Here is a 26,635-nt window from a genome sequence, read left to right as displayed (position 1 = left end):
GACTCAGACCCGTGACAGGGCCATGATATCCTCGCCGCCATGACAGAACAGGATGGCAGCGGCGAAGAACATCGGCTCCGGCTGCGGCATCTGCGCCTGGCGGATTACGCCGATGTCCGACACATCATGGATCAGGTCTATCCGGATCTGGGCGGGGCGTGGACGCGCAAACAGTTCGCTGCCCAGATCAATCGCTTTGCCGAGGGCCAGATCTGCATCGAGGACAACGGCCGGGTGGTGGCCGGCGCCATCTCGATGGTCGTTGACTATGACCGCTTCGGTGACCGGCACAAATACAACGAAATCACCGGCAACGGCTATCTGACCAACCACGACCCCAACGGCGACGTGCTCTACGGCGTGGATATCTTCGTCGATCCCGAATACCGCGGCATGCGCCTTGGCCGGCGGCTTTACGACGCCCGCAAAGAGCTCTGCCGCAGCCTCAATCTGCGGGCCATCGTCGCCGGCGGCCGCATGCCCGGCTATCGCGAGCACGCCGCCGAGATGAAGCCCGAAGAGTACATCGACCTGGTCAAGCGCCGCGAGCTCTACGACCCGATCCTCTCGTTCCAGCTGGCCAACGACTTTCATGTCCGCCGGGTGATCACCGCGTATCTGCCCGAGGATCAGCAATCCCGTGCCTACGCCACGCTGCTGCAGTGGGACAACATCTTCTACGAAAGCGAGCGCACGCCGCTGATCGGTGGGCGCAAGTCCATGGTGCGGGTCGGCACGGTGCAGTGGCAGATGCGGCGGGTCACCAACTTCGAGGACCTGATGACCAACATCGAGTTCTTCGTCGACGCCATGGCCGGCTACAACTGCGATTTCATCCTCTTCCCGGAGCTTTTCAATGCGCCACTGCTCGCGCAGTTCAACCAGGAGGATCCCGCCGAGGCCATGCGGGGGCTGGCCCAGTATACCGGCGAAATCACCGATGCCATGAGCCGCATGGCCGTGTCCTACAACATCAACATCATCGCCGGCTCGATGCCGGTCTACGATGACAACGCGCTCTACAACGTGGCCTATCTCTGCCGCCGGGACGGCACCATCGACAACCACTACAAGCTCCACGCCACCCCGGATGAGCGTTTCTACTGGGGGGTCCAGGGGGGTGACGCGCTCAAGGCCTTCGACACCGATGTGGGCAAGATCGGCATCCTGGTCTGCTATGACGTGGAATTTCCCGAGGCCTGCCGGCTGCTGGCCGACCAGGGCATGCAGATCCTGTTCGTGCCGTTCTGGACCGATACCAAAAACGCCTATCTCCGGGTCCGGCGCTGTGCCCAGGCCCGGGCCATCGAAAACGAATGCTATGTCGCCATCACCGGCAGCGTGGGCAACCTGCCACGGGTGGAGAACATCGAAATCCAGTATGCCCAGGCGGCGGTATTCTCACCCTCGGATTTCGCCTTCCCCCACGACGGCATCGTTAGCGAATCCACGCCCAACACCGAAATGACCCTGGTGGTGGATCTGGACATGGACAAGCTCAAGCAGTTGCGCGCCGAAGGGTCGGTCCAGAACGCCAAGGATCGACGCCTGGACCTCTACCGCGTCCACTGGCTGGAGGACTGACCCCACCGGCCGGCGGTATCCCCCGTGGCTAGAACTTCTGCTGCGCCAACCAGGGCTGCATTCGGGCGAACGCCGCTTCGATATTTTCCATCGAGTTGGAAAAGCTGATGCGGATGGCATTGCCACAGGTATCACCAAAGGCATCGCCCGGGATCACGCAGACACCGGTCTCGGCGAGCATGCGCAGCGACAGATCGGTGGCATCGGTGCGCGGCGGCAGCGAGGGGAAGATATAAAAGGCCCCCTGGGGGACGTAACCGGTCAGATGCGGGGTCTCGCTGACCAGCTCCACCACCCGGTCGCGGCGCCGCCGGTACTCGGCATTCATCTCATCGACACAGGCCATATCCCCCTGCAGCGCGGCCACACCGGCCCACTGCGCCGGGGTACTCGCCACCGTGGTGGTAAACATGTGATAACGCCGCAGTTTCTTGATTGCCCCCTGGCTGGAGATCATCCAGCCGATCCGGAACCCGGCCATGCTGAAGGTCTTGGAAAAGCTCGAGATAGACATCACATGGTCGAGATCCGAGGTGCAGTTGATCACGCTGGGAAATTCCATGCCCTCTTCGAGCAGGATGTGGTCATAGACCTCGTCGGCAAAGACATACACCCCGCGATAGGCCGCCTCCTGGACGATCGCCTCGATGGTCTCGCGCGGGTAGACAGCCCCGCTGGGATTGCTCGGCGAGTTGAGCACAATGGCAAAGGTGCGCATCCCGATCGCATCGATCACCTCCTGGGGGTCGATCTGGTGGCCGTGCTCGGGCCGGGTCGGGATGAGCTTGACCTCGCCGCCGTTCATGCGAATGAGCGGTGCGTAGAGCAGAAAGGTCGGATCGGTGACGATGAACTGCCGACCCGGCGCGGCCGTGGCGGTGAGCGCCAGATACATGGCCTCGGTGGCACCGGTGGTGATGAGGAAATTGTCCTCGGTGAGCTCGCGGTCATAGCGCTTGCTGTAGTAGCGGGCCAGCTCGCTGAGCAGCTCGGGCAGCCCGGCATCCATGGTGTAGCCGGTCAACCCATCGCGCAGGGCGTCGATATGGGCATCCACGATATGCGGCGGGGTCGGGAAATCCGGCTGACCGATGGACAGATGGATCACGTCGTCCATCCCCGCGGCGGTGTTGATCATCCGCCGGATACCGGGCATGGGAATGGCTTGCAGCGACGGACTGAAAAGCGGTCCCTCGGCCTGATCGCCCTGATCCATTTCCACCGGGTTGACCATGGATTTTCCTCCTGGCTGATACACAAGTCGGATGAAGACAGAAAACACGCCGACGCTAGACCGGCAGGTCAACCCGGTCAAGCCCCGCAAAGCGCATGCTGACGCAGTTGACGGCGAGCCCCGGGGGTGTTTAACGTCGCTGCAATTCCGCTCGACCCACTGGAGATCAGGCCATGTCCGCATCCCGGCCGACAATCGTCGTCTTGACGGCACCCGATGAGCCCATTCCGGAAGGGTTCGAGGCGCTGGAAGCCGAGGCCGAGTTGCGGCGCGCCGATGATGCCGCCGGACTGCGCGAGACACTCCCCGGTGCCGAGATCCTGTGTGTCACCGATTTTCGCACCGACGCCCTCGCCGATGCCTGGCCAGCGGCGGATGCGCTTGCCTGGATCCACGCCACCAGCGCCGGCGTTGATGCACTGATGATCCCCGAAATCCGTGACAGCGCCATCCCGGTAACCAATGCCCGGGGGATTTTCGATGGCTGCATCGCCGAATACGTCCTTGGCCAGATCATCAGCTTTTGCAAAGACTTTGCCGGCAACTACCGGCTGCAGCAGGACCGACAGTGGCAGCATCGCGAGACCGAACCGGTCGCGGGCCGCAGCGTGCTGGTCGTCGGCGCCGGGTCCATCGGCCGGCGGATCGCCCGCACCTGCTCGGCGATCGGCATGGAGGTCGACGGGGTCGGCCGCCGGGCCCGCGACGGGGATGAGGATTTTACCGCCATCTACGCCCAGGCCGATCTGCTCTCTTTGCTGCCGGATTATGACTTTGTCGTGATCGCCGCGCCGCTTACCGCCGACACCGAGGGGCTTTTCGGAGCCGCCGAGTTCAAGGCCATGCCGCCCGGCGCACGGCTGATCAACATCGGCCGCGGGCCGATTGTCAAAACCGATGAACTACTCGCCGCGCTGCAGGACGGCGAGATTGATGGCGCAGCACTGGATGTCTTCGAGCAAGAGCCCCTGCCGGCTGATCATCCCCTCTGGGGGCTGCCCAATGTCGCTATCTCGGCCCACATGGCGGGCGATTTCATTGGCTGGAAGCGGGCGCTTTCCGAGCAGTTCATCGACAACTTCCGGCGCTGGCAGGCCGGCGAAGCCCTGAACAACCCGGTCGACAAGCAAAGCGGCTTTTCGGCCGCCGGGCGCTAGGCCGTGCCACCGACAGAAACCACACGAGGCCCTTCATGATCGAATCTCCCCTCCTCCCCACCCTCGGCGGCTATATCAACGGTCAATGGGTGATGGCCGACAGCGGCAAGACCCTCGCGGTCACCAACCCGGTTGACAATGGCCATCTGGCAGACGTCGCCTCGATGGATGCGGTCGAGACCGAGCGGGCGATTGCCGCCGCCGAATCGGCCCAGGCCACGCCGGCGGACCGGGAGACGCGGCGCGGTTGGCTGAACGCCATCGCCGAGAGCCTCACCAACCATCGCGAAGAGATCGGGCGCATCCTCTGCGCCGAGCACGGCAAGCCACTGGCCGAGGCCCAGGGCGAGGCGGACTATGCAGCCGGGTTTTTCCGCTACGCCGCCGAGCACATCGATGCCCTCGACCCCCGGACCCTCGACGAGCAACCGCGGGGGTGCCGCTGGACCGTGTACCACCGGCCCGCCGGTGTGGTCGGGCTGGTCACGCCCTGGAACTTTCCCATCGGCATGATCGCCAAGAAGCTCTCGGCGGCCATCGCCGCGGACTGCGCCAGTGTCATTAAACCCTCGTCCAAAACGCCGCTGACGATGATCGCGCTTTTCACGCTGCTCGAGCGCGAGGTGGGGCTGCCGGCCGGCAAGGCCAACCTGGTCATGGGCAGCGCCGGCCCGATCACCCAGGCGCTTTTCGACGCACCCGCGGTGCGGGTCATCAGCTTTACCGGCTCGACCGAAGTGGGCCGCGAACTCATCCAGCAATCCGCCCCCGGCATCAAGCGCCTTGCCCTGGAGCTGGGTGGCAACGCCCCGTACATCATCTTTGCCGATGCCGATCTCGACCACGCCGCCGATCAGCTCATCGGCAACAAGTTTCGCGGCGGCGGGCAGACCTGCGTTTGCGCCAATCGCATCTTCGTCCACCAATCCGTTGCCGCGGCCTTCGCCGACAAACTGGCCGACCGGGTCCAATCGCTGACCGTCGGCGACGGCATGGACCCGGACACCAAACTGGGGCCGTTGATCGACGAAAAGGCCGTGGCCAAGGTGGCGCGGCACGTCGAAGATGCCCTCGACAAGGGCGCCGAGAAGATCTACCAGGGCGATGCCGCAGGGCTGCCCGGCACCTTCTACCCGCCCACCGTGCTGCTGGGTGTGCCATCCCACGCCGCCTGCTATCGCGAAGAGACCTTCGGCCCGCTGGTGCCCATCATCACCTTCACCGATGATGACCAGGTCGTGGCGCTGGCCAATGACACCGACTTTGGTCTGGCCTGCTATGTCTTTACCGGCGATGAGACGCGCGGCCAGCAGATCATCAGCCGCTTGCACTTTGGCCATGCCGCTTTGAATACCGGCTCGGGCCCCACCCCCGAGGCACCGTTTGGGGGCATGAAGCAGTCCGGCTACGGCCGCGAGGGCGGCCTGGAGGGGTTGTTCGAGTTCACCGAGGCACAGACCGTGCCGGTGGGTTAGCCCAAAAAAAAGGCCCGGGCTGAACCAGGCCTTTGCATGCGGGCGCTGTTGGCCGGCGGGTTAGCCGGTCCGACGCATGCCTTCCTGGCCACTGCCGTCGCCGGTCTCGACCAGCGCCGCCTCGAACTGATCCACCGCCCAGTCGATCTCTTCGGCGGTGACAATCAGCGGCGGGATCCAGCGGATGACGTTGCCGCCCCAGGGACCGCAGCGGATCATCAAAAGCCCCAACCGTTCACAGGCTTTGAGCATCTTCATGCCGCGGTCACCATCGGGCTTGCCGTGGGCATCCACCAGGTGGGTGCCGATCATCAATCCACGACCGGTGATCGCACCGATTTCCGGATGCCGGCTTTGCACATCCTCGAGCCGCGCACGCAGCTGTTCGCCACGCTCGGCGGCGTTTTCCACCAGCTTTTCGTCGCGCATGACATCCAGCGTCGCCAGGCCGGCGGCACAGGCCACCGCGTTGCCGCCATAGGTCCCGCCCTGGGAGCCGGGCAGGGCCTTGCTCATAAGCTCGGCCGGGGCGGCCATGAACGAGAGCTGAAAACCGCTTGCCACGCCCTTGGCCGAGACCACCACATCCGGCTCGACGCCGAAATGCTCGTAGCCCCACATCAGACCCGTCCGCCCGTTGCCGGACTGGACTTCGTCCATGATCAGCAGGATGCCGTGTTTGTTACACCGCTCCTGCAGGCCCTGCATGTATTTGGTGTTGGCCGGGATATAGCCCGCCTCGCCCTGGATGGGCTCGATGAGCATGGCCGCGGTCTCCATGGGGGTGCTTTGCACCTGCAGGATGTAGTCGAGCTCGCGAAGGGCAAAATCGGCCGCCTCGTCCTCGCTCATGCCATACCAGTTGGTATCCGGAAACGGCGCGGTCACGACCCCGCCCATCAACGGCTGGACCCCCTGGCGCACCGCCGCACTCGAGCTTGTCGTCGACAGCGAGCCCATGGTCCGGCCGTGGAAACAGCCCCTAAAGGCGATGATGTTGGGCTTGCCAGTGGCCTGGCGTGCCAGCCGGATGGAGGCTTCTACCGCCTCGGTACCCGCGTTCGAGAAGAACACACTGTCGATTTGATCCGGCAGCAGTTCCACCAGCCGGTCCGAGAGCTCGAGGATGGGCCGATGCTTCATAATGGCGTACTGGGCATGGACCACCTTGTCGATCTGGGCCTTGGCGGCCTCGACCACGCGGGGATGACAATGGCCGGTGCTGAGCACGCCGATCCCCGAGGCGAAATCCATGTACTTGCCGCCATCCTCGGCGTAGACATACATCCCCTGCGCGCGCTCGACCAGGATGTCGCTGGACTGGCGCAGCAGCGGCGAGAGATGGTGGACGTTGTCGTTCATGACAGCCTCCTGGCTAGAGAATTCCCGACCCAGCATACGCGAGTCGGCATGGCTTTTCCTCCCGTCTCGGCGGACCGCCTCGCGGGTGTTATTCTGTCTGACAAGTGGACGGGACGAGGGATTCACCATGGCAATGCAAAGCAACGAACCGGTGGTTTTCGAGCGCGATTGCGAGGCCGCGCTGATCCCCGCCGGTGACACGGGCATCATCCCCAAGGGCGCCGAGGGCATGATCACCCAGGCCCTCGGGGGCAGCTATACCGTCTATATCCAGGGCAATCTCTTTCGTATCGACGGCAAGGATGCCGACGCCATCGGCAAAGAACCCGAACCCACCCCGGAGCTGCCGGATGACGCCTCCACCGCCGATGTCGAACAGCTGGTCTGGGACCAGATGCGGCGCTGCTTCGACCCGGAGATCCCGGTGAACATCGTCGATCTGGGGCTGGTCTATCGCTGCGAAATCCGCGAACAGGCCAATGGTAGCCGGGCGGTCGAAGTGGACATGACCCTCACCGCACCCGGGTGCGGCATGGGCGACATCATCGCCTATGACGTACGCGAGAAGGTCCGCCAGGTGCCGACGGTAGATGAAGTCGACGTCGAGATCGTTTTCGATCCGCCGTGGAGCTTCGAGATGATGTCCGAGGCGGCCAAGCTCCAGACCGGCATGATGTAGTCCCGGCCGTAGCGACGTGGACTCACTCCGGGACGGGGTGACACTGCCCGCCGGCGGCTTCCTCGCCGCCGCGGCCGCTGAGCTCGCGAAGTGTGGGCACATCCAGCAGGTTGATCTCGCGGCCGTCGGCCTCCAGCCACCCCTGCTCCTGGAAGCGTCGGAAAAGCCGGCTCATGGTCTCGGGTGCCAGGCCCAGGTAGTTACCCAGCTCGGTGCGGGCCATGGGCAGGCGAAACCGGCTTGGCGACAGCCCGCGCCGGCCAAACCGGTCAGAAAAACTCAAAAGCAGCATCGCCAGGCGCTCCTCGGCCGAACGGCGGGCCATGGCGAAGAGCATCTCCTGATCGGCAAAGATTTCGCGTGACATCAACCGGAAAAGCTGTCGTTGCAGCCCCGGGATGTCCGCCGCCAGGTTTTCGAGCTCCTCGAAGGGCAGCTCGCAGACGCTGGTGGTCTCAAGCGCCGAGGCCCCGCAGGGGTGGACCCAGCTGTTGATGGCATCCAGCCCGACCAATTCGCCGGGCAGATGAAAACCGGTCACCTGCTCTTCACCGTTATCGGCGGTGGTATAGGTCTTGAGCGAACCGGAGCGCACCGCATAAATGGCCCGGAACGAATCGCCCGCCCGGTAGAGATGCCCCCCGCGGTCCAGGGGCTTGCGGCGCTCGACGATGGCATCGAGCTGCTCGATATCGGCCTCGCTGAGCGACATGGGCAGGCAAAGCTGATTGAGGCTGCAGTGGGTGCAGGCCTGGCGCAGGGTCGAGATACGAAAGTCCGAACGGGTCGAGCCAGTCATCGCCGGTTGTGTCGCTGGCCGTTCGAGCCAGCCCCCATTTGTTGCCCCAGACGGGCCAGAGGGTAATCCACCAGACCGCGATGATGCCAATACAAAATGCCGATGGCCGCCGCGGGATGGGTCAATGATCAGTCAAAATGCCGATAACCGCCCCTGGCCGCCGCATCGGCGTTCTGCCCGCCCCAGTCCACTCCGGCACCCCGTACAACCCGGCCAATGCAGCGGACCGGCGTCCGGGTCTGACCGGCGACCTGTCCAATGACCGGTCCCGCCTCGTCCGGGGCGGTAAAAAGCAGCTCGTAGTCGTCACCGCCGGCCAGGGTCAGATCTTGCCCTGCCGCGGCACCCGCCCAGGCCCGTAACCGCGCCGACGGCTGCAGCGCCGTCGACTCGAGCTGCAGGGCAACCTGGCTGGCCTCGGCGATATGCCCGGCGTCCGCCAGCACACCGTCCGAGACATCGATGACCGCCGAGGCAATGCCACGCAGCGCCTGCCCAAGAGCGATCCGCGGCCGGGGTTCGGCAAACGCCCGCACCAGGCCCTGCCAGCGCGGGGTCTGACGGTGCGCCGACTGCCATACCTCAAGCCCACCGGCGGCATCGCCCGGCCGCCCCGACACCCAGACCCGATCCCCTGGCCGGGCGCCGTCACGACGAAGGGGAGCGGGGCTGAATCCGGTGATCTGCAGGCTGATGGTCAAAGGCCCGCGGGTGATATCGCCGCCGACAACGGCGACGTTGTTGAGGCGGGCGAGCCGATCCAGCCCCCCGGCAAACGCCGCCACCCAGTCGGCATCGGATGCCGGCAGGGTCAGCCCCAGCAACGCCCAGGCCGGTGTCGCGCCCATCGCCGCCATATCGCTTAGGTTCACGGCGAGGGCCCGATAGCCCACCGCCGCTGCCGGCAGGTCTTGCGGAAAATGCACCCCGGCGACCAGCGTGTCCAGCGCCAGCACCGCGGGCATTGATGCCGGCGGGCAGGTGATGGCGGCGTCATCGCCCACTCCGTAAGTCACATCGCCGCGGTCGGCGCCCAACCCGGTGAGGTATTGCCGGATGAGATCGAATTCACCACAACCGGCCATGCGCGGGCTCAGCCTCGTTGGGCGTCAAGCTCGGCCCGCCGCAGCGGGACCGCCTGGCCGACGCGGTCAAGGACGCCGTTGATGTAACGATGGCTCTGCTCGGCGCCAAAGGATTTGGCAAGCTCCACGGCCTGATCGATGCACACCCGATAGGGAACATCCAGGCGCTCGCGCAGCTCGTAGCTGCCCAGTCGCAGCAGGGCCAGTTCCACCGGGTCAAGGGTTCGCGCCGGTCGGTCGAGGTAAGCATCGAAGGCCTGATCCAGCGTCTCGGCCTGGGCGGTGACCCCCCGGAAAACCTCCGAGAAGAATTCAAGATCCATGCGACCGAGTCGATGATCCCCCAGGAACTGGCGCTCGATGGCCACCGGCTCGTGGCCGGTCAACTGCCATTGATAAAGCGCCTGAAGGACCCGGCGCCGGGCTCTTGCGCGGGCCCGCTTCGCCTCGCCGGGCCTCACAGTTGGCGCAAGAGGCTGATCATCTCGAGCAGCGACATGGCCGCTTCGGCGCCTTTGTTGCCGGCCTTGGTGCCGGCCCGCTCGATGGCCTGCTCAATGGTGTCGGTGGTCAACACACCAAAGGCCACCGGCAGGCTGCGTTGCTGCATGACCTGTCCCAGGCCCTTGGCGCACTCGCCGGCGACATAGTCAAAATGCGGCGTCCCGCCACGGATCACGCAGCCCAGTGCGACGATGCCGTCGTACTGACCCGATGCCGCCGCCCGGTCGACCACCAATGGCATCTCCCAGGCGCCGGGCGCGCGGATCAGCGTCAACGCCTCGTCAGCGACGCCGTGACGACGCAGCACATCCTCGGCGCCACCCACTAAGGCGTTGACGATATAGTCATTGAATCGCGTGGCCACCACGGCAATCCGTGCATTGCTGGCGGTAAAATCACCTTCAAGGGTTTTCATGTCGGTTCCGTTGTCTGTTGATCGCCTGCGGCAAGACTAAACCGCCGGGCGGCAAGTTGAAACCTCAACCGCCGGGCTCACTCCCCGGCGGACTGGACGTAATCCACGACCTCGATCCCGAAACCGCTCAAGCCGTACATGATCTTGGGCGAGGAGAGCACCCGCATCCGGTGGATGCCAAGATCGGTGAGGATCTGGGCGCCCACACCGTAGGTCCGAAGCGCCTGGCTCTGTTCACTGGCCGAGCGCGGCTCGGGCATCATCTCGCCGCTGCGGGCGAGCGCCTGGAACTCGCGGACGCGCGCCAGTACCTCGTCCCGGTCGCTGGCCTGCCGGAGCATGATCAGGCAGGCGGGATCGGCCTCGCTGCCGCCGATTTCCTCGAGTGCCTGCTTGAGCGACCAGGTCTGATCCGGGGCGGTGGCCCCGAACAGATCCGAGAGCGTGTTCTCGACCTGCACCCGCACCAGGGCGGGATTATCCGGCGTCGGCTGACCGCGCAACAGCGCGAAATGCAGCGCCCCGTCCACCCGGTCCTGATAGGCGTAGAGGTGGAATCGGCCGTATTCGGTGGGCAGCTCGCAGTCGGCCACCCGCTCGACGGTACGCTCGTTGCGGATCCGATAGGCAATGAGATCGGCCACGGTACCGATCTTGATGTCATGCGATCGGGCGAAGGCCAGCAGATCATCGCGGCGCGCCATGGTGCCATCCTCATTGAGCACCTCGACGATCACCGCCGCCGGTTCGAACCCGGCCAGCCGGGCCAGGTCACAGCCCGCCTCGGTATGGCCGGCACGGGTCAGCACCCCGCCCGGCTGGGCCATTAACGGGAAGACATGCCCCGGCTGGATGAGATCCTCCGGCGTCGCCTGCGGCGCGACCGCGGCCTGAACGGTGCGGGCCCGGTCCGCTGCCGAGATGCCGGTGGTCACACCACTGGCCGCCTCGATGCTCAGGGTAAAGCGGGTCCCCTGGTGATCACCGCCGCTCGCCACCATCAGCGGCAGTCGCAGCTGCTCGCAACGCTCGCGGGTCAGGGTCAGACAGATGAGCCCCCGACCGTACCGGGCCATGAAGTTGATATCGTCCGGCCGCACCATCGAGGCAGCCATCAACAGATCGCCCTCGTTCTCCCGGTCCTCGTCATCGAGCATCAGCACCATGCGCCCGTCACGCAGCGCTTCGATGATCTCTTCGATGTCGTTGAATGCCATAATCAGCCCCCGAGAAAACCGCTTCGCCGCAGCAATGCCTCGCTTACGCCGTCGCTGGCGGCGCTGTGGCCGGACTCGAGCAGGCGTTCAAGATAGCGGGCGAGCAGATCGACTTCGATGTTCACTGGCTGGCCCGGGCGATACTGGCCCAGACTGGTGACCGCCGCGGTGTGCGGGACGATGTTGACCTCGAATTCCGGACCCTCGACCTGGTTGACGGTCAAGCTGATGCCCTCGATGGCAATCGAGCCTTTCTCGGCAATGTAGCGGGCAAGCGACGCCGGGGCCCGGAACCGCCAGCGCTGGGACCGCCCCGCCGGGCTCACATCGACCACTTCGCCGACGCCGTCCACATGCCCGCTGACCAGATGCCCGCCCAGGGGGGTGGCCAGGGTGAGCGCCGGCTCGAGGTTGACCGGGTCGCCGGGCTTGAGTGATCCGAGGGTGGTGCGATCGAGACTCTCCTGAGAGACATCCGCGGCAAAATGCCCGGCCCCCAGCTCGACCGCGGTGAGGCAACAGCCGTTAACGGCGATGCTGTCACCCGGTTTGACTCCGTCCAGATCAAGCCCTGCGGTGGTGAACTCGAGGCGTCGGTCTCCGCCCATCTCGCGGGTTGAGCGAAGCGCGCCGCAGGCCTGGATGATGCCGGTAAACATTCAAACGTCCTCGTCGTCGTGCAGACAAAAGGTCAAACGCAGGTCCTCGCCGACCCAGCGGCTGTCGGTGCGCCGCAGCGCAAGCCGGTCATCCATCGACGCCAGGCCGGCCAGCGCCAGCAGTGGCTGGCCTTCGTGCCCCATCAAATGGGGCGCCAGATAGATGATCAGCTCATCCACCACGCCCGCCTGGACCCAGGCGCCGGTCAGCCGTGGCCCGGCCTCGAGCCAGACCTCGTTGATCTCGGCCGCGGCCAGGGCCTCGAGGGCCGCCGCCGGTGCGACATGGCCGTCCTCGTCGGTCGCCACCTGCCAGAGCTCGGCGCCGGCATGGACAAGATCGGTCTCGCGGGCCGGCATGGTGCCCCCGTGGATCAGCACCACGCCCTGCTGATCGGCCAGAAGCCCGGCATCCGGTGGTGTGCGCAGATCGGTATCGATCACCACCCGCCGGGGCGGGCGAAACTCGCCATCGACATCCCGCACCGTCAATGCCGGATCATCGGCGATGACGGTATCCACGCCGGTGACAATCGCCGAGCTGGCCGCCCGCCAGCGGTGCACATCCCGCCGGGCGGGTGGCTCGGTAATCCATCGGCTCTCGCCCGAGGCCATCGCCGTACGCCCGTCCAGGCTGGCGGCAAGCTTGGCGCGGACCCACGGCAGTCCGCCGCGCATGCGCCGGAAAAACCCCGGGTTGAGCGCCTCGCTTTGCGCGGCCATCAGCCCCGAGGCCACGGCGACGGCCGCCTCGCGCAGTCGCTCGAGACCACGGCCCGCCACCCGCGGATTGGGGTCGGTGGCACCGGCCACCACCCGGGCGATGCCCGCTTCGATCAGGGCATCGGCACAGGGTGGCGTGCGCCCGTAATGGCTGCAGGGCTCCAACGTGACGTAGGCGGTGGCCCCGGCGGTATCCCCCCCGGCCGCGGCGATGGCGCGGATCTCGGCATGATCCTCGCCGGCCCGGCGATGGCCGGCTTCGCCGATGCACACCCCATCGCGCACCAACACACAACCCACCCGCGGGTTGGGATCGCAGCTCCACCGCCCCTGCTCGGCGAGCTGCAGCGCGCGGCTCATCCAGGCGTGATCACTGGCACTGAAGCCGCTCAAGAGCGTTCACCGGAGTCGATGAAAGGCGCATCGCCATGTTCCAGCCCCTCGATCACCTCGCGAAACGCCGAGACGTCCTGAAAACTGCGATAGACCGAGGCAAAGCGCACATAGGCCACCTCGTCGAGCTGGCGCAGTTCTTCCATCACCCAGTCCCCGACGGTGCTCGCGGACACCTCGCTGTCACCCAGCGCCTGCATGCGCTGGCGGATACGACTGATGGCCGCTTCGACGTCCTCGGTGGCCACCGGCCGTTTCTCCAGAGCGCGCATCATGCCGGTGCGCAGTCGGGCCTCGTCGAACTGCACCCGCGTCCCGTCGCGTTTGACCACCCGGGGCATGACAAGCTCGGCACCCTCGTAGGTGGTAAAGCGCTCGCCACACCCAACACAGGCCCGGCGGCGGCGGACCTGATCCCCCTCGCTGGCAAGGCGGGAGTCCACCACCCGGGTGTCCTGGGTGTGGCAGAAAGGACAACGCATGGGCTAGATCCGGCTCTGCAACGCCTCGTAGACCGGAAACCGGGCACAGATCTCGGTGACCTGATCCCGCACCCGGTCACGGACCGCGGTGTTATCGATGTCATCCAGCACATCGCAGATCCAGCCGGCCAGCTGACGACTCTCGACTTCGCCAAAGCCCCGGGTGGTGATGGCCGGCGTGCCGATCCGAAGCCCCGAGGTGACGAATGGCGACTGCGGATCGTTGGGGACGGTGTTTTTGTTCACCGTGATGTGGGCGTCTTCGAGGGCCGCGTCGGCGGCCTTGCCGGTAATGCCCTTGTCCACCAGATCCATTAACAAAAGGTGGTTGTCCGTGCCGCCGGAGACCACCTTGTAGCCGCGCTCGATGACCGTCTCGGCCATGGCACGGGCGTTGGCGATGACCTGCTGTTGATAGGTGCGAAAACCCGGATCCTGGGCTTCGAGAAAGGCAACCGCCTTGGCGGCGATCGCATGCATCAGCGGCCCGCCCTGGGTGCCGGGGAAGATCAGCGACTGGAGCTTTTTGGTGACATCAGGGTTTTCCCGCGCCAGGATCAACCCGCCCCGAGGGCCGCGCAGGCTTTTATGGGTGGTGGTGGTGACCACATCAGCGTGGGGCACGGGGCTGGGATAGACCCCGGCGGCCACCAGGCCAGCGATATGGGCCATATCGGCCACCAACCAGGCCCCCACGGCGTCGGCGATGGCACGGAACCGGGCCCAGTCCACCACCCGTGAATAGGCCGAAAAGCCGGCGACGATGATCTTGGGCCGATGCTCGTGGGCCAGCGCCTCGATAGCGTCGTAGTCCATTTCGCCCTTGTCCGGGTCGATGCCGTACTGGACCGCGTTGTAGATCTTGCCCGAGAAGTTGGGCTTGGCCCCGTGGGTGAGATGCCCGCCATGGTCGAGGCTCAGGCCCATGAGGGTGTCACCGGGGTTGGCGAGCGCCATGAACACCGCCAGGTTGGCGCTTGAGCCGGAGTGGGGCTGGACGTTGGCGTAATCGGCGCCAAACAGCGCCTTGGCCCGCTCGATGGCCAGGTTTTCGGCCATATCCACGAACTCGCAGCCCCCGTAATACCGCTTGCCGGGATAACCCTCGGCGTATTTGTTAGTCAGCACACTGCCCTGCAGCTCGAGGACCCGCGGACTGGCGTAGTTCTCCGAGGCGATCAACTCGATATGAGCCTCCTGGCGCTGGCGTTCGCGGTCAATGGCGTCGGCAAGCGCCGGGTCGAATCCGGCGACGGTCATGTCGGTGGAATACATGCCTGATCCTCTTTGACGGGCGGGTTCGAAATAACCTCTCATGATAAAGGATTCGACATTCGCTTGCATGCCGCCCGGCGGCGGGTAAAAGGCCACCCGACCGGGCGGTCGGGTGGCGGTTGGCAGCCGATCAGCGCAGGGCTTACTCGGCGTTGGGGGTAAAGAGCTGCTGGCCGCGCAGACGATACGCACCGATGGCCGCCTGGCCCTGCTCGGAGACGAGCCAGTCGTGCCAGACCATGGCCAGGTCATGCTTGACGTCGTGGGCCTCGGGGTTCACCAGCACGCTGCCATACTGGTTGAACAGAATCGGATCGCCCTCGAAGAGGATTTCCAGATTCTGCCGGTTATCAAAGCTGATCCACGTCCCGCGGTCGGCCATGATGTAGGCATCCATGCCGGCGGCGGTGTTCAGCGCCGCACCCATGCCCGAGCCCAGCTCGCGATACCAGCTGCCCGAGGGGTCCACGCCGGCCTCGGACCAGATGCCCAATTCTTTTTTGTGGGTGCCGCTGTCGTCGCCGCGCGAGGCAAAGGGCGCCTCGGCATCCGCGATGATGCCGAACGCCTCGGTGGCGCTGTCGGCATCGGCCACGCCAGCGGGGTCACTGCCCGGGCCGATGACCACGAAGTCGTTGTACATGATCTCGCGCCGATCAACGCCACAGCCATCATCGATGAACTGCTGCTCGGCGGCCGGGGCATGAACCAGCACCGCATCCGCGTCGCCATTGCAGCCGATGCGCAGGGCCTGGCCGGTGCCGACGGCCACGACCCGCACCTCGATCCCGGTCTCGTCCTCGAACTGCGGGATGATGGACTCGAAAAGCCCGGAGTTCTCGGTGGAGGTGGTCGATGCAATGGTGATAAACCCGCGATCCTGCGCATGGGCCAGCGAAACGACCAGCGCCATGCCCAGTACCACGGCCCAACGAACAAGTTTGTATCTACTCATGGTGGCGATCCTCTCTTCTGGGGTGAACGGCCGGCGAGACGGTATGCTCACCGGCCAGGAACTGCTGGCCCTGACGGCTTTGCGGTCGTGTCAGGAAAGCCTCGGCCTCGGCGCGCTCAACCACGCCGCCGTCGGCCATGAAAACGATCTCATCCGCCAGGCGCCGGGCCTGACCCGGACTGTGGGTGGTCAGCACGATGCGGGTCCCCCGCTTGTGGAAGCGCTGGATGGTCGACTCCACCGCCTGGGCCGCCTGCGGATCCAGCGCCGAGGTGGGCTCGTCGAGGAACATCACCTCGGGTTGCAGCACCCAGGCTCGGGCAAGGGCAAGGCGCTGCTGCTCGCCGCCGGAGAGCACGCGCGCCGGCCGTGATTCCAGCCCCTGCAGACCCACCATGGAAAGCGCCTCATCGGCCCTCGACCGGGCATCGCGACCCTTGATGCCACGCCGGTTCAGGGCGTAGAGGACGTTGGCCTTGACCGAGCGGCGCAACATTACCGGGCGCTGAAATACCATGGCCTGCCGACGCCGGACCCGCGGGTCGGTGGGCGCGCCGGCCACGCCGCATCGCACCCGCCCGGCGGTGGGCGCGATCAGCCCGTGGCAGAGCCGCAACAAAAGGCTTTTACCCGCCCCGTTGGGCCCCATGACCGCGGTCCGCTGACTGCCCTCGAAGGTCAGATCCAGCGGCCCGAGCAGGCGCGTTGCACCGTGCTCGAAGGCGACGCCCTCGAGCCGGATGGGCAGGGTGCGAACCACCGCGCCCATCAACCGATGCGCCGCCGCGCAAACTGGCCCAACCCGTAGGCCAGGCCGTTGATGATGATGGTCAACGTTATGAGGATGACGCCCAGCGCCAGGGCCAGGGTGAGATTGCCTTTATTGGTCTCGAGCGCAATGGCAGTGGTCATCACCCGGGTGACCCCGGCGATATTGCCGCCGACGATGAGCACCGCCCCCACCTCGGCCACCGCCCGGCCGAACCCCGCCAGCAATGCGGTGATCAAGCTGTAGCGCCCGTCCCAGAGCAACGTCGGAATGGCCCGCAGCCGCCCGGCACCCAGTGAGGTGAGCTGCTCGCGGTACTCCTCCCACAGATCGCTGATGATCTGGCGGGTCAGCGCCGCGACGATGGGAAAGATCAAAAGGCTCTGGACGATCACCATGGCGGTGGGGGTGAACAGCAGCCCCAACGGTCCCAACGGGCCGACCCGCGAGAGCAGCAGATAGATCATCAGTCCGGCCACCACCGGCGGCAGCCCCATGAGCGCGTTCAAAAGCACGATGACCGCGCTGCGGCCGGGAAAGTGGAAAAGCGCCACCGCCGCGCCCACCGGCAATGCCAGCAGGCCGGCAAAAAACACCGCCGAGAGGCTCACCCGCAGTGACAGGCCGACGATACCGGCCAGTTCGGCATCCACCGTGGCGATTAACGCCAGGGCGCTGGCAAACGCATCAAGCAATGTCGCTCTCCTCCCGCATCCATCATCAGTCTAGGTATGATGCTGAAAAGCGATACCGGTCATGGAAATTGATGCAGTTACATGCATAGGAATGCACGATGGATTTGCTGACAACCGCGGAAGTTGCCGAATATCTGCGTCTTAAAGAGCGCAAGATTTACGATCTGGTCAGCCAGGGCGCCATCCCTTATGCCCGAGTGACGGGCAAGCTGGTCTTCCCCCGTCAGGCCATCGACCTCTGGGTGATGAAACACCTCGAAGGCGACCAGGCCCTCGATGCCAACACCCCGGCGGTCTATGCCGGCAGCTCGGATCCGCTGCTGGACTGGGCGCTGCGCGAAGCCGAGACCGAGCTCGCCCAGCTATGCAACGGCAGCGGTGACGGGATCACCCGGCTGCTCGACGGCCGGGCTCAACTGGTGGGCCTGCATGTCATCGATTCGACGACCGGGCGGTTCAATGACCCGGCCCATTGCGGCCTTGGCGGCATGCGGGATCTGATCATGCTGCGCTGGGCCAAGCGCACCCAGGGCCTGGTGCTGCCCCCCGGCAACCCGTTGGGGATCCGCGGCATCGAAGACCTTCGACGCACCGATCTGCGGGTGGTCCAGCGTCAACCCGGGGCCGGGGCTCAGGCGCTGCTTTTGTACCTGCTCGACCGGGCCGGTGTTCAGCCGCCGCCGCCCCCCCGACCGGGCCACGCGGCGCTGGATGAGGACGCGGTGGCCGTCGAGGTGGGCAGCGGCCGGGCCGATTGCGGCCTGGCCATCGAGGCGGCGGCCCGCCGGCACGGGCTGGATTTCATTGCACTGATCGAAGAGCCCATGGATCTGGCGATGAAACGGCGCAATTACTTTGAAACCCCTATCCAGCGGCTGCTCGCCTTCACCGCCACCGAGCGCTTTCGCGAGACCGCCGCGGCCATGGGCGGATACGACCTTAGCGAATGCACCCGGGTGCTATTTAACGCCTGAGCGCTTAGACTAAGGGGATGGCACAGTACATCTACACAATGAATCGGGTCGGCAAGGTCGTCCCGCCCAAAAAGCACATCCTCCGGGATATCTCGCTGTCCTTCTTTCCGGGGGCAAAAATCGGTGTCCTCGGACTCAATGGCGCGGGCAAGTCCACCCTGCTGCGCATCATGGCGGGCATCGACACCGAGATCGAGGGCGAGGCGCGGCCGCAACCCGGCATCCACATTGGCTATCTCTCCCAGGAGCCGGTGCTCGATCCAGACAAGGATGTCCGGGGCAATGTCGAAGAGGGTGTTGCCGAGACCAAGGCGCTGATCGATCGGTTCAACGAGGTCTCGGCACAGTTTGCCGACCCGGACGCGGATTTCGAGGCCCTGATGGCCGAGCAGGGCAAACTCCAGGACAGGATCGACGCCGCCGATGCCTGGGATCTGGAGCGCAAGCTCGACCAAGCCGCCGAGGCCCTGCGCCTGCCGCCCTGGGAGGCCGATGTCACCAGGCTCTCCGGCGGTGAGCGCCGCCGCGTGGCGCTCTGCCGGCTGCTGCTGTCGAACCCCGACATGCTGCTGCTCGACGAGCCCACCAACCACCTGGATGCCGAATCGGTGGCCTGGCTGGAGCGCTTTCTCGCCGAATTCCCGGGCACCGTGGTGGCGGTCACCCATGATCGCTACTTTCTCGACAATGTCGCCGGCTGGATCCTCGAGCTGGATCGCGGCCACGGCATTCCCTGGGAGGGCAACTACTCCTCGTGGCTGGAGCAGAAAGAAAAACGCCTCGAGCAGGAGGCCCGGGAACAGGCTGCCCATCGCAAGGCCATGCAGGCCGAGCTTGAGTGGGTGCGCGCCAACCCCAAAGGCCGCCAGTCCAAGAGCAAGGCCCGGCTCAAGCAGTTCGATGAGCTGCAGTCAAAGGAATTCCAGGCCCGCAACGAGACCAACGAAATCTACATCCCGCCGGGCCCGCGGCTGGGCAACGTGGTGGTCGAAGCCGAAGGCGTGCGCAAGGGCTTTGACGACACCCTGCTGGTTGACGATGTCTCGTTCAATCTGCCTCCCGGCGGCATCTGCGGCATCATCGGCCCCAACGGCGCCGGCAAGACCACCATGTTCCGCATGATCGTCGGCCAGGAGCAGCCGGATGCCGGCAGCCTGCGTCTGGGCGAAACCGTGGATCTCGCCTACGTCGACCAGAGCCGCGACCACCTGGATGATGGCAAGACCGTCTGGGAGGAGATCTCCGACGGGCACGACATCCTTCAGGTCGGCAAGTACGAGGTGAACTCCCGGGCCTATGTCGGGCGGTTCAACTTCAAGGGCCAGGATCAGCAAAAGCGCATTGGCGATCTCTCCGGCGGTGAACGCAACCGGGTGCATCTGGCCAAGCTCTTGCAACGCGGCGGCAATCTGCTGTTGCTCGACGAGCCCACCAATGACCTGGATGTCGAGACGCTGCGGGCGCTTGAAGAGGCGTTGCTGGTCTTCCCCGGCTCGGCCATGGTGATCTCGCATGACCGCTGGTTCCTCGACCGCATCGCCACCCATATCCTCGCCTTCGAGGGGGACAGCCGGGTGACCTTCTTCGAGGGCAACTACCAAGAGTACGAGGCGGATCGCCGCCGGCGCCTGGGCGATGAGGCCCTCAACCCGCAGCGCATCAAGTACCGGCGTCTGGCCGACTGAGCACACACCCCGGCTGCCACTGGGGACAAGGGTCATGGACAAAGACACACCGCGCACCGCTACGCTGCTCATGCACTGCCCCGACCGGCCCGGGCTGGTGGCCGGCGTGACCCGTTTTCTTGCCGAACACGGGGCCAACATCATCGACCTGGATGAGCATGTCGACCGCAGCGAGGGTCAGTTTTTCATGCGCGTGCGCTGGGAGCTGGCCGGCTTTGCCCTGACCCCCGCGGCATTCGGCGAAGCCTTCGATACCGCCATCGCCCGGCCCTATCAGGTGACCTGGCAACTCCACGACGATGGCCGGCCGCAGCGGATGGCCATTTTCGTCTCGACTATGAGCCATTGTCTCTACGATCTGCTCTCCCGCTGGCAGTCCGGCGAATGGCCCGTCGAGATCCCGCTGATCATCAGCAACCATGAAACCCTGCGTCCGGTGGCCGAACAATTCGGCCTGGCCTTTCACCACTTTCCGATTACCCCCGAGAACAAGGCCGATCAGGAGGCCCGGGAAATTGCCCTGCTTGCCGAACACCAGGTGGACTTTGTCGTGCTGGCCCGCTACATGCAGATCGTCAGCCCCCGGCTGATCGAGGCCTTTCCGCAGCGCATCATCAACATCCACCACTCGTTTCTGCCCGCCTTCGCGGGCGCCCGGCCCTATCACGCCGCCCATGAACGGGGCGTGAAGATCATCGGTGCAACCAGTCACTACGTCACCGAAGACCTGGACGCCGGGCCGATCATCGAGCAGGACGTCACCCGCATCACCCACCGGGACTCGGTGGGCGAGCTGGTGCGCAAGGGTCAGGATCTGGAAAAACTCGTCCTCGCCCGTGGTGTCTGGGCACATCTCCAGCGCCAGACGCTGGTCTACCGCAACCGCACGGTGGTGTTCAGTTAATCGGTATCGGCCCAGGCCATCGCCGGGCGTTCACAGCCCGGGACACGCCCCGCTTCGCGCGCCTGCTCGTAGAAGTACATCGCCCGCGGCATGGCCTTTTGTAGATCCTCGATACGGGTATCGCGCGATGGATGGGTCGAGAGAAACTCCGGTGGCGCAGCCCCGCCCGCCCTCGCCATGTTGCGCCACAATGCCACGCTCTCACGCGGGTCAAACCCGGCGCGCGCCATCAGGTTCAGACCAATGGCATCGGCCTCGGATTCGTGCAACCGGCTGAAGGGCAGGATGATGCCGACCTGGGCACCCAGCCCGAGGACGGCCATGAGCTCCTGGCGTTGCGGATCATCACCGGCCGCCACCTGCAACGCCCCCAGGCTCAGCGTCGTGGCAAACTGCGTACTCATCCGCTCGTTGGCGTGCTCGGCCATGACATGGGCGATCTCGTGGCCGATCACAGTGGCGAGCTGATCCGGGGTTTCGGCGACCTCGAGCAACCCGGTGTACACCCCCATCTTGCCGCCCGGCAGGGCAAAGGCATTGACCGCCTCGTCGTCGAAGATCGCCACCTCCCAGCCATTATCCCCGTAGCCCTCGGGCACATGCGGGACAATGGCACCGGCAACGCAGTCGACATACGCCACCAGGGCACCATCGTCGATGGTGGCCTGCTCGGCTTTCATCTGCTCGAAGGCATCCACCCCCATGCTGCGCATCTGCGCCTCGGGAAAGAACTGTAGCTGTGACCGGCCCGTTGGCGAGGTCGCGCAGCCGGCAACCAGTGAGCCGATCAGCAGCAGGGCAATGCCCCGTCGTATCCAGGGCGGATTAGTCCCGGCGCTCCGGGTCCGATTCGTTGTGCCGGGTCGGCTGATCGTCATGGGCATCCTCTGAATCGTCCGGAAAGTCCACCGGCGGTTCGATGGGCGGCGGCCCGGCCTTGCGCTGGGCCAGAATCTGCCAGCCAATATGCCACATCCCCATGGCCAGGCCGAAAACGGCAACAACGCCAATCCAGCCGCTTTGCACGAACGGCGTGCTGAACAAAAACCACAACCCCGCCCCCACGGCAAACCAGCGCGCGGCAAACGAGCCGCAGTGGTCCCGGCACCAGCGTGCCCGGGTGAGCGCATCGGCCTCGGCGAGCGGCGGATGATGCAGATGCCAGAGGGCAAGAAAATAGGCCATCGGCCAGCGGATCCAGTCGTTCATGAATGCAGTATGAACCGATCACCGGCCATGACCAATCCACGAAAGGCTGAACGATACGTATAATGGCCGTTTTGCCGATGGCAAGACGGAGTTCGCCTTCCATGTCCCACCGCGTTGAACGCCTACGCCAGGCCCTGGCCGAGCGCATACTGCTGCTCGACTGCGGCATGGGCACCATGATCCAGACCTACGAACTGGAGGAGGGCGACTTTCGGGGCGAGCGGCTCGCCGACCACCCCCATGACCTCAATGGCAACAACGACCTGCTGGTGCTCACGCGCCCGGATATCATCGACGAGATCCACCGGCAGAACCTTGCTGCCGGCGCGGATATCCTCGAGACCAACACCTTCTCGGCCACCACCATCGCCCAGGCCGACTACGGCCTCGAGCACCTGGCCCGCGAGATCAACGTCGAAGCGGCGCGACTGGCCCGACAGGCCTGCGATGCATTCGAAGCCGATGACCCGGACCGCCCCCGTCTGGTCGCCGGTGCCATTGGCCCCACCAACCGCACTGCCTCGATCTCGCCGGATGTCAACGACCCGGGCAAGCGCAATGTCACCTTTGACGAACTGGTTACCGCCTACCGCGAGGCCGCCGAGGGGCTGATCGAAGGCGGCGCCGATCTGCTGCTCGTCGAGACCATCTTCGACACCCTCAATGCCCGGGCCGCGATCTATGCCCTGGAGGCGTTGTTCGACGCGCGTGGCGAGCGCCTGCCGGTGATGATTTCGGGCACCATCACCGATGCCTCGGGCCGTACGCTCTCCGGCCAGACCACCGAGGCATTCTGGAATTCGGTGCGTCATGCCCGGCCCTTTACCGTCGGGCTCAACTGCGCGCTGGGGGCGGATCTGATGCGCCCCTTCGTCAAGGAGATCAGCCGGGTGGCGGAGACCTTCGTCACCATCTACCCCAACGCGGGGCTGCCCAACGAGTTTGGCGAGTATGACCACTCGGCCGAGTTCATGGCCGAGATCGTGCGGGAGTTCGCCGAGAGCGGCTTTGTCAATATTGTCGGCGGCTGCTGCGGCACCACGCCGGATCACATCCGCGCCCTGGCCGAGGTGGTCGATGGGCTGCCGCCCCGCGCCATCCCCGAGCCGGAGCCGGCCATGCGGCTGTCCGGGCTCGAGCCCTGCAATATCGGTGAGGACGCGCTATTCGTCAACATCGGCGAGCGCACCAACGTCACCGGCTCGGCCCGGTTCAAGCGGCTGATTGTCGATGAGGACTACGACACCGCCCTGGAAGTCGCCCGGGAACAGGTCGAAGGCGGTGCCCAGATCATCGATGTCAACATGGACGAGGGCATGCTGGATGCCACCGCCGCGATGGAGAGTTTTCTGCGGCTGGTGGCCGCCGAGCCGGACATCGCGCGGGTCCCGGTCATGGTGGACTCCTCCAAATGGGAGGCCATGATGGCGGGGCTGAAATGCCTTCAGGGCAAGTCCGTGGTCAACTCGATCTCGCTCAAGGAAGGTGAGGCCGATTTTCTCGACAAGGCCCGGGCGCTCAAGCGCCATGGCGCCGCGGTGGTGGTCATGGCCTTCGACGAGCAGGGCCAGGCCGATACCTACGAGCGCCGTATCGAAATCTGCCAGCGCGCCTATGGCCTGCTCACCCAGCGGGTGGATTTTCCGCCCGAAGACATCATCTTTGACCCCAACATCTTTCCGGTGGCCACGGGCATCGCCGAGCATGACCGCTACGCGGTGGATTTCATCGCCGCCACCCGCTGGATCAAGGACAACCTCCCCTACGCCAAGGTCAGTGGCGGGCTGTCAAACCTGTCGTTCTCGTTCCGGGGCAACAACGCGGTCCGCGAGGCGATGCACTCGGTATTCCTCTACCACGCCATCCGCGCGGGTCTGGACATGGCCATCGTCAACGCCGGGCAGCTCGAGGTCTACGACGATATCGACGATGAGTTGCGCGAGCATGTCGAGGACGTGGTCCTTGCCCGGCGCGAGGATGCCACCGAGCGGCTGCTGGATCTGGCCGAGCGCTACAAGGGCCAGGGCGGCCGGAAGAAAGAAGAAGATCTGGCCTGGCGCGAGCAGCCGGTGGCCAAGCGGCTGGAGCACGCACTGGTCAAGGGCATCGCCGATTACACCGACGAGGATGTCGAAGAGGCCCGGCAGCAGTTCGCCCGCCCCATCGAGGTAATCGAGGGGCCGCTCATGGATGGCATGAACGTGGTGGGGGATCTCTTTGGCGAGGGCAAGATGTTCCTGCCCCAGGTGGTCAAATCGGCGCGGGTAATGAAAAAAGCTGTCGCCTATCTGCTGCCCTACATCGAAGAGGAAAAAGCCGCCGCCGGCAACACCGATGACGCGCCCGCCGGTCGCATTCTGCTGGCCACCGTTAAGGGCGATGTCCACGACATCGGCAAGAACATCGTTGGCGTGGTGCTTCAGTGCAACAACTTCGAGGTCACCGATCTGGGGGTCATGGTCCCTGCCGAGCAGATCCTGGATACCGCCATCGAAAAAAAGGCCGATGTCATCGGCCTCTCCGGGCTGATCACGCCCTCGCTGGATGAGATGGTCAATGTGGCCAAGGAAATGGAGCGCCGCGGCATGCAACTGCCTCTGCTCATCGGCGGCGCCACCACCTCGCGGGTGCACACCGCGGTCAAGATCGACCCCCGGTATGCCGGCGATGTCATCTACGTCAAGGACGCCTCCCGGGCGGTGGGCGTGGCCAGTAATCTGGTCAGCGACACCCGCTACGAGCCCTTCGCCGCCGAACTGCGCGACGAATACGAGCGTGTCCGGCAACAGCATGCCGGTCGGCAGAAGCGCCACAAGTGGCTGGATATCGAGGCGGCTCGGGCCAACCGCACCCCGGTGGACTGGGCGGCCTGGCAGCCGGTACGGCCCAACCACCCGGGCGTCCACGACATCCAGCCAACGCTCGAAGAGCTGGTCGAGTACATCGACTGGACGCCGTTTTTCCACGCCTGGGAGCTGGCCGGCTCTTACCCCCGGATCCTGGATGACGAGGTGGTTGGCGAAGAGGCCCGCAAGCTGCTCGCCGACGCCCGCGCCATGCTCGAGCAGCTGGTCGCCGAGCGCTGGCTGCAGCCCCGTGGGGTCTACGGGCTGTTCCCGGCCAACGGGGTCGGCGACGATACCGAGATCTATACCGACGAGACGCGCAGCCACGTACTGACCACGCTGCACCACCTGCGTCAGCAAAACGAAAAGCCCGCCGGTCGGCCCAACCAGTCACTGGCCGATTTTGTCGCCCCCAAAGACACGGGCTGCCCGGACTGGATCGGGGCGTTCGCCGTATCCACCGGGACCGGCATCGATGCGCCGGTGGCGCGCTTCGAGGCGGACAACGACGACTACAGCTCGATCATGGTCAAGGCTCTGGCCGACCGGCTCGCCGAGGCCTTTGCCGAGATGCTCCACCAGCGCGTGCGACAGCAGTACTGGGGGTATGATCCGCGGGAGCAGCTCGATAACGAATCGCTCATCGACGAGCAGTACCGGGGTATTCGGCCGGCGCCGGGCTACCCGGCCTGTCCCGATCACACCGAGAAGGATCTGCTCTGGTCGTTGCTCGATGTGGAACAACGCATCGGGCTGACACTGACCGAGAGCAAGGCCATGTATCCGACAGCCGCGGTCTCGGGATGGTATTTTGGCCACCCGGAGAGCCGTTATTTCGGCATTGGTCGCATCTATCGTGACCAGGTCGAAGACTACGCCCGGCGCAAGGGCATGACCGTGCGCGAGATCGAACGCTGGTTGTCACCCAATCTGGGCTACGAACCGGCCGAGGACGGATGAACACAAAGAGGACACCATGAAACGCCAGATCAACCTGCAACCCCACCTCGCCCGCGGCGCCGCCGCGCTGATGATGGCCCTCGCACTGCCGGCAGTCGCCCAGGAAGCGGCCGAGCCAACCATCACGCCCGAGTCCGATCAGGCCCAGGCCTCGGTCACGGCGGAGTACGAGGACTGGATTGTCCGGTGCCAGGATGCACCGGATGACGCCTTTGGCGCCGACAAGCTCTGCGAGATGTATCAGCAGGTCAGCGCCCAGGAGACCGAACAGACGGTCCTCGAGGCGGTGATCGGCTACCCCCAGGGCGCCGAGCAGCCCATTGCTTTGTTCTTCCTGCCGCTTGGCATGCGTCTGCCCCCCGGTGTCGAACTGCAGGTCGACGGCAACGACCCCATCGGTTTTGCCGTGCAGATCTGCCTGAGCAGTGGCTGCCGGGCGGATATCGCACTCGACGGGCCGCTGGTCGAGCAGATGCGGGCCGGCACCGAGGCCACACTGACCATCGCCGACCCGCAGGGCCAGGGGGTTCAGCTGCCTCTCTCGTTGATGGGCTTCAGCGACGCCCTGGATGACGTCGAGGCCAACCGCTAGCGC

Annotated in this window: 25 protein-coding genes; 9 read left to right on the top strand and 16 right to left on the bottom strand. The window is 65.3% G+C overall.

The window, feature by feature from the left end; all coding sequences use genetic code 11:
* Positions 1 to 39 precede the first annotated feature (39 nt).
* Entirely contained in the window at positions 40 to 1,584 is a 1,545-nt protein-coding gene (locus V6X73_RS03935; protein WP_367958898.1) for a GNAT family N-acetyltransferase, read from the top strand.
* A 28-nt stretch (positions 1,585 to 1,612) separates the two neighbouring features.
* On the opposite strand, the gene V6X73_RS03930 is transcribed toward V6X73_RS03935, so the two are convergent.
* Complete coding sequence (locus V6X73_RS03930) at positions 1,613 to 2,818, bottom strand: pyridoxal phosphate-dependent aminotransferase (protein ID WP_367958899.1); 1,206 nt, start codon at positions 2,816 to 2,818, stop codon at positions 1,613 to 1,615.
* Positions 2,819 to 2,991: 173 nt separating this feature from the next.
* Between V6X73_RS03930 and V6X73_RS03925 the strand changes: the two genes are divergently transcribed.
* Positions 2,992 to 3,975, top strand: coding sequence for a D-2-hydroxyacid dehydrogenase (locus V6X73_RS03925; RefSeq protein ID WP_367981401.1), 984 nt, complete (start codon positions 2,992 to 2,994; stop codon positions 3,973 to 3,975).
* A 35-nt stretch (positions 3,976 to 4,010) separates the two neighbouring features.
* Positions 4,011 to 5,450 carry an NAD-dependent succinate-semialdehyde dehydrogenase gene (locus tag V6X73_RS03920; protein ID WP_367958902.1) on the top strand — a complete coding sequence of 480 codons (1,440 nt, stop codon included), beginning with the start codon at positions 4,011 to 4,013 and terminating at the stop codon, positions 5,448 to 5,450.
* Positions 5,451 to 5,510: 60 nt separating this feature from the next.
* Here V6X73_RS03920 and V6X73_RS03915 read toward each other — a convergent pair whose 3' ends face one another.
* Complete coding sequence (locus tag V6X73_RS03915; RefSeq protein ID WP_367958903.1) at positions 5,511 to 6,812, bottom strand: aspartate aminotransferase family protein; 1,302 nt, start codon at positions 6,810 to 6,812, stop codon at positions 5,511 to 5,513.
* A 127-nt stretch (positions 6,813 to 6,939) separates the two neighbouring features.
* Between V6X73_RS03915 and sufT the strand changes: the two genes are divergently transcribed.
* Complete coding sequence (gene sufT / locus V6X73_RS03910) at positions 6,940 to 7,491, top strand: putative Fe-S cluster assembly protein SufT (protein ID WP_367958904.1); 552 nt, start codon at positions 6,940 to 6,942, stop codon at positions 7,489 to 7,491.
* Positions 7,492 to 7,513: 22 nt separating this feature from the next.
* On the opposite strand, the gene fnr is transcribed toward sufT, so the two are convergent.
* The 12 genes from fnr to V6X73_RS03850 all read right to left on the bottom strand — a co-directional run bounded on the left by fnr (position 7,514) and on the right by V6X73_RS03850 (position 17,462).
* The gene (gene fnr, locus V6X73_RS03905) at positions 7,514 to 8,290 is read right to left on the bottom strand and encodes a fumarate/nitrate reduction transcriptional regulator Fnr (RefSeq protein WP_367958905.1); all 777 of its coding nucleotides are present in this window, start codon (positions 8,288 to 8,290) and stop codon (positions 7,514 to 7,516) included.
* Positions 8,291 to 8,418: 128 nt separating this feature from the next.
* The gene (gene thiL / locus V6X73_RS03900) at positions 8,419 to 9,375 is read right to left on the bottom strand and encodes a thiamine-phosphate kinase (RefSeq protein ID WP_367958906.1); all 957 of its coding nucleotides are present in this window, start codon (positions 9,373 to 9,375) and stop codon (positions 8,419 to 8,421) included.
* Between the two features lie 8 nt (positions 9,376 to 9,383).
* Positions 9,384 to 9,836 carry a transcription antitermination factor NusB gene (gene nusB, locus V6X73_RS03895; RefSeq protein WP_367958907.1) on the bottom strand — a complete coding sequence of 151 codons (453 nt, stop codon included), beginning with the start codon at positions 9,834 to 9,836 and terminating at the stop codon, positions 9,384 to 9,386.
* Positions 9,833 to 10,294, bottom strand: a complete 462-nt coding sequence (ribH, locus tag V6X73_RS03890) for a 6,7-dimethyl-8-ribityllumazine synthase (protein ID WP_367958908.1) — start codon at positions 10,292 to 10,294, stop codon at positions 9,833 to 9,835. Before ribH ends, nusB begins: the two co-directional genes overlap by 4 nt.
* Before the next feature lie 77 nt (positions 10,295 to 10,371).
* Positions 10,372 to 11,511, bottom strand: coding sequence for a bifunctional 3,4-dihydroxy-2-butanone-4-phosphate synthase/GTP cyclohydrolase II (ribBA, locus tag V6X73_RS03885; RefSeq protein WP_367958909.1), 1,140 nt, complete (start codon positions 11,509 to 11,511; stop codon positions 10,372 to 10,374).
* A 2-nt stretch (positions 11,512 to 11,513) separates the two neighbouring features.
* Positions 11,514 to 12,170 (bottom strand): riboflavin synthase, encoded by a 657-nt coding sequence (locus tag V6X73_RS03880; protein ID WP_367958910.1) that lies wholly within the window; start codon positions 12,168 to 12,170, stop codon positions 11,514 to 11,516.
* A complete protein-coding gene (ribD, locus tag V6X73_RS03875; protein WP_367958912.1) occupies positions 12,171 to 13,286 on the bottom strand; it encodes a bifunctional diaminohydroxyphosphoribosylaminopyrimidine deaminase/5-amino-6-(5-phosphoribosylamino)uracil reductase RibD in 1,116 nt (371 codons plus the stop codon).
* Positions 13,283 to 13,768, bottom strand: coding sequence for a transcriptional regulator NrdR (gene nrdR, locus V6X73_RS03870; protein ID WP_367958913.1), 486 nt, complete (start codon positions 13,766 to 13,768; stop codon positions 13,283 to 13,285). The genes ribD and nrdR overlap by 4 nt, the downstream gene beginning before the upstream one ends.
* 3 nt (positions 13,769 to 13,771) lie before the next feature.
* The gene (gene glyA / locus V6X73_RS03865) at positions 13,772 to 15,043 is read right to left on the bottom strand and encodes a serine hydroxymethyltransferase (RefSeq protein WP_367958914.1); all 1,272 of its coding nucleotides are present in this window, start codon (positions 15,041 to 15,043) and stop codon (positions 13,772 to 13,774) included.
* 142 nt (positions 15,044 to 15,185) lie between these two features.
* A complete protein-coding gene (locus V6X73_RS03860) occupies positions 15,186 to 15,998 on the bottom strand; it encodes a substrate-binding domain-containing protein (protein WP_367958915.1) in 813 nt (270 codons plus the stop codon).
* Complete coding sequence (locus V6X73_RS03855) at positions 15,991 to 16,767, bottom strand: ABC transporter ATP-binding protein (RefSeq protein ID WP_367958916.1); 777 nt, start codon at positions 16,765 to 16,767, stop codon at positions 15,991 to 15,993. Before V6X73_RS03855 ends, V6X73_RS03860 begins: the two co-directional genes overlap by 8 nt.
* Entirely contained in the window at positions 16,767 to 17,462 is a 696-nt protein-coding gene (locus V6X73_RS03850; protein WP_367958917.1) for an ABC transporter permease, read from the bottom strand. Before V6X73_RS03850 ends, V6X73_RS03855 begins: the two co-directional genes overlap by 1 nt.
* A gap of 98 nt (positions 17,463 to 17,560) precedes the next feature.
* Here V6X73_RS03850 and V6X73_RS03845 point away from each other — a divergent pair, with 98 nt between their 5' ends.
* Genes V6X73_RS03845 through purU form a run of 3 tightly spaced genes read left to right on the top strand, consistent with a single transcriptional unit; the run spans position 17,561 to position 21,025 of the window.
* Positions 17,561 to 18,436, top strand: coding sequence for a substrate-binding domain-containing protein (locus V6X73_RS03845; RefSeq protein WP_367958918.1), 876 nt, complete (start codon positions 17,561 to 17,563; stop codon positions 18,434 to 18,436).
* 17 nt (positions 18,437 to 18,453) lie between these two features.
* The gene (ettA, locus tag V6X73_RS03840) at positions 18,454 to 20,121 is read left to right on the top strand and encodes an energy-dependent translational throttle protein EttA (RefSeq protein WP_367958919.1); all 1,668 of its coding nucleotides are present in this window, start codon (positions 18,454 to 18,456) and stop codon (positions 20,119 to 20,121) included.
* Positions 20,122 to 20,155: 34 nt separating this feature from the next.
* Positions 20,156 to 21,025 carry a formyltetrahydrofolate deformylase gene (gene purU / locus V6X73_RS03835; RefSeq protein WP_367958920.1) on the top strand — a complete coding sequence of 290 codons (870 nt, stop codon included), beginning with the start codon at positions 20,156 to 20,158 and terminating at the stop codon, positions 21,023 to 21,025.
* Here the strand turns inward: purU and V6X73_RS03830 are convergent.
* Both V6X73_RS03830 and V6X73_RS03825 read right to left on the bottom strand, forming a co-directional pair.
* Entirely contained in the window at positions 21,022 to 21,903 is an 882-nt protein-coding gene (locus tag V6X73_RS03830; protein ID WP_367958921.1) for a M48 family metallopeptidase, read from the bottom strand. The genes purU and V6X73_RS03830 overlap by 4 nt on opposite strands.
* Positions 21,851 to 22,234 carry a hypothetical protein gene (locus V6X73_RS03825; RefSeq protein ID WP_367958922.1) on the bottom strand — a complete coding sequence of 128 codons (384 nt, stop codon included), beginning with the start codon at positions 22,232 to 22,234 and terminating at the stop codon, positions 21,851 to 21,853. Before V6X73_RS03825 ends, V6X73_RS03830 begins: the two co-directional genes overlap by 53 nt.
* Before the next feature lie 101 nt (positions 22,235 to 22,335).
* On the opposite strand from V6X73_RS03825, the gene metH reads away from it, so the two are divergent.
* Together metH and V6X73_RS03815 are read left to right on the top strand one after the other, a co-directional pair.
* A complete protein-coding gene (gene metH / locus V6X73_RS03820; RefSeq protein ID WP_367958923.1) occupies positions 22,336 to 26,040 on the top strand; it encodes a methionine synthase in 3,705 nt (1,234 codons plus the stop codon).
* A 16-nt stretch (positions 26,041 to 26,056) separates the two neighbouring features.
* Entirely contained in the window at positions 26,057 to 26,632 is a 576-nt protein-coding gene (locus V6X73_RS03815; protein WP_367958924.1) for an invasion associated locus B family protein, read from the top strand.
* Positions 26,633 to 26,635: the final 3 nt, after the last annotated feature.

The organism is Spiribacter pallidus, assembly GCF_040838495.1.
GTDB classification, from domain to species: domain Bacteria; phylum Pseudomonadota; class Gammaproteobacteria; order Nitrococcales; family Nitrococcaceae; genus Spiribacter; species Spiribacter pallidus.
The sequence above is the reverse complement of the archived record's forward strand: the minus strand, read 5'-3'. Positions and strand labels throughout refer to the sequence as shown.

Coding starts and splice junctions, on each gene's coding strand:
- V6X73_RS03935 (WP_367958898.1), top strand. CDS start 40: ATGACAGAACAGGATGGCAGCGGCGAAGAACATCGGCTCCGGCTGCGG.
- V6X73_RS03930 (WP_367958899.1), bottom strand. CDS start 2,818: ATGGTCAACCCGGTGGAAATGGATCAGGGCGATCAGGCCGAGGGACCG.
- V6X73_RS03925 (WP_367981401.1), top strand. CDS start 2,992: ATGTCCGCATCCCGGCCGACAATCGTCGTCTTGACGGCACCCGATGAG.
- V6X73_RS03920 (WP_367958902.1), top strand. CDS start 4,011: ATGATCGAATCTCCCCTCCTCCCCACCCTCGGCGGCTATATCAACGGT.
- V6X73_RS03915 (WP_367958903.1), bottom strand. CDS start 6,812: ATGAACGACAACGTCCACCATCTCTCGCCGCTGCTGCGCCAGTCCAGC.
- sufT (WP_367958904.1), top strand. CDS start 6,940: ATGGCAATGCAAAGCAACGAACCGGTGGTTTTCGAGCGCGATTGCGAG.
- fnr (WP_367958905.1), bottom strand. CDS start 8,290: ATGACTGGCTCGACCCGTTCGGACTTTCGTATCTCGACCCTGCGCCAG.
- thiL (WP_367958906.1), bottom strand. CDS start 9,375: ATGGCCGGTTGTGGTGAATTCGATCTCATCCGGCAATACCTCACCGGG.
- ribH (WP_367958908.1), bottom strand. CDS start 10,294: ATGAAAACCCTTGAAGGTGATTTTACCGCCAGCAATGCACGGATTGCC.
- ribBA (WP_367958909.1), bottom strand. CDS start 11,511: ATGGCATTCAACGACATCGAAGAGATCATCGAAGCGCTGCGTGACGGG.
- V6X73_RS03880 (WP_367958910.1), bottom strand. CDS start 12,170: ATGTTTACCGGCATCATCCAGGCCTGCGGCGCGCTTCGCTCAACCCGC.
- nrdR (WP_367958913.1), bottom strand. CDS start 13,768: ATGCGTTGTCCTTTCTGCCACACCCAGGACACCCGGGTGGTGGACTCC.
- glyA (WP_367958914.1), bottom strand. CDS start 15,043: ATGTATTCCACCGACATGACCGTCGCCGGATTCGACCCGGCGCTTGCC.
- V6X73_RS03860 (WP_367958915.1), bottom strand. CDS start 15,998: ATGAGTAGATACAAACTTGTTCGTTGGGCCGTGGTACTGGGCATGGCG.
- V6X73_RS03855 (WP_367958916.1), bottom strand. CDS start 16,767: ATGGGCGCGGTGGTTCGCACCCTGCCCATCCGGCTCGAGGGCGTCGCC.
- V6X73_RS03845 (WP_367958918.1), top strand. CDS start 17,561: ATGGATTTGCTGACAACCGCGGAAGTTGCCGAATATCTGCGTCTTAAA.
- ettA (WP_367958919.1), top strand. CDS start 18,454: ATGGCACAGTACATCTACACAATGAATCGGGTCGGCAAGGTCGTCCCG.
- purU (WP_367958920.1), top strand. CDS start 20,156: ATGGACAAAGACACACCGCGCACCGCTACGCTGCTCATGCACTGCCCC.
- V6X73_RS03830 (WP_367958921.1), bottom strand. CDS start 21,903: ATGACGATCAGCCGACCCGGCACAACGAATCGGACCCGGAGCGCCGGG.
- V6X73_RS03825 (WP_367958922.1), bottom strand. CDS start 22,234: ATGAACGACTGGATCCGCTGGCCGATGGCCTATTTTCTTGCCCTCTGG.
- metH (WP_367958923.1), top strand. CDS start 22,336: ATGTCCCACCGCGTTGAACGCCTACGCCAGGCCCTGGCCGAGCGCATA.
- V6X73_RS03815 (WP_367958924.1), top strand. CDS start 26,057: ATGAAACGCCAGATCAACCTGCAACCCCACCTCGCCCGCGGCGCCGCC.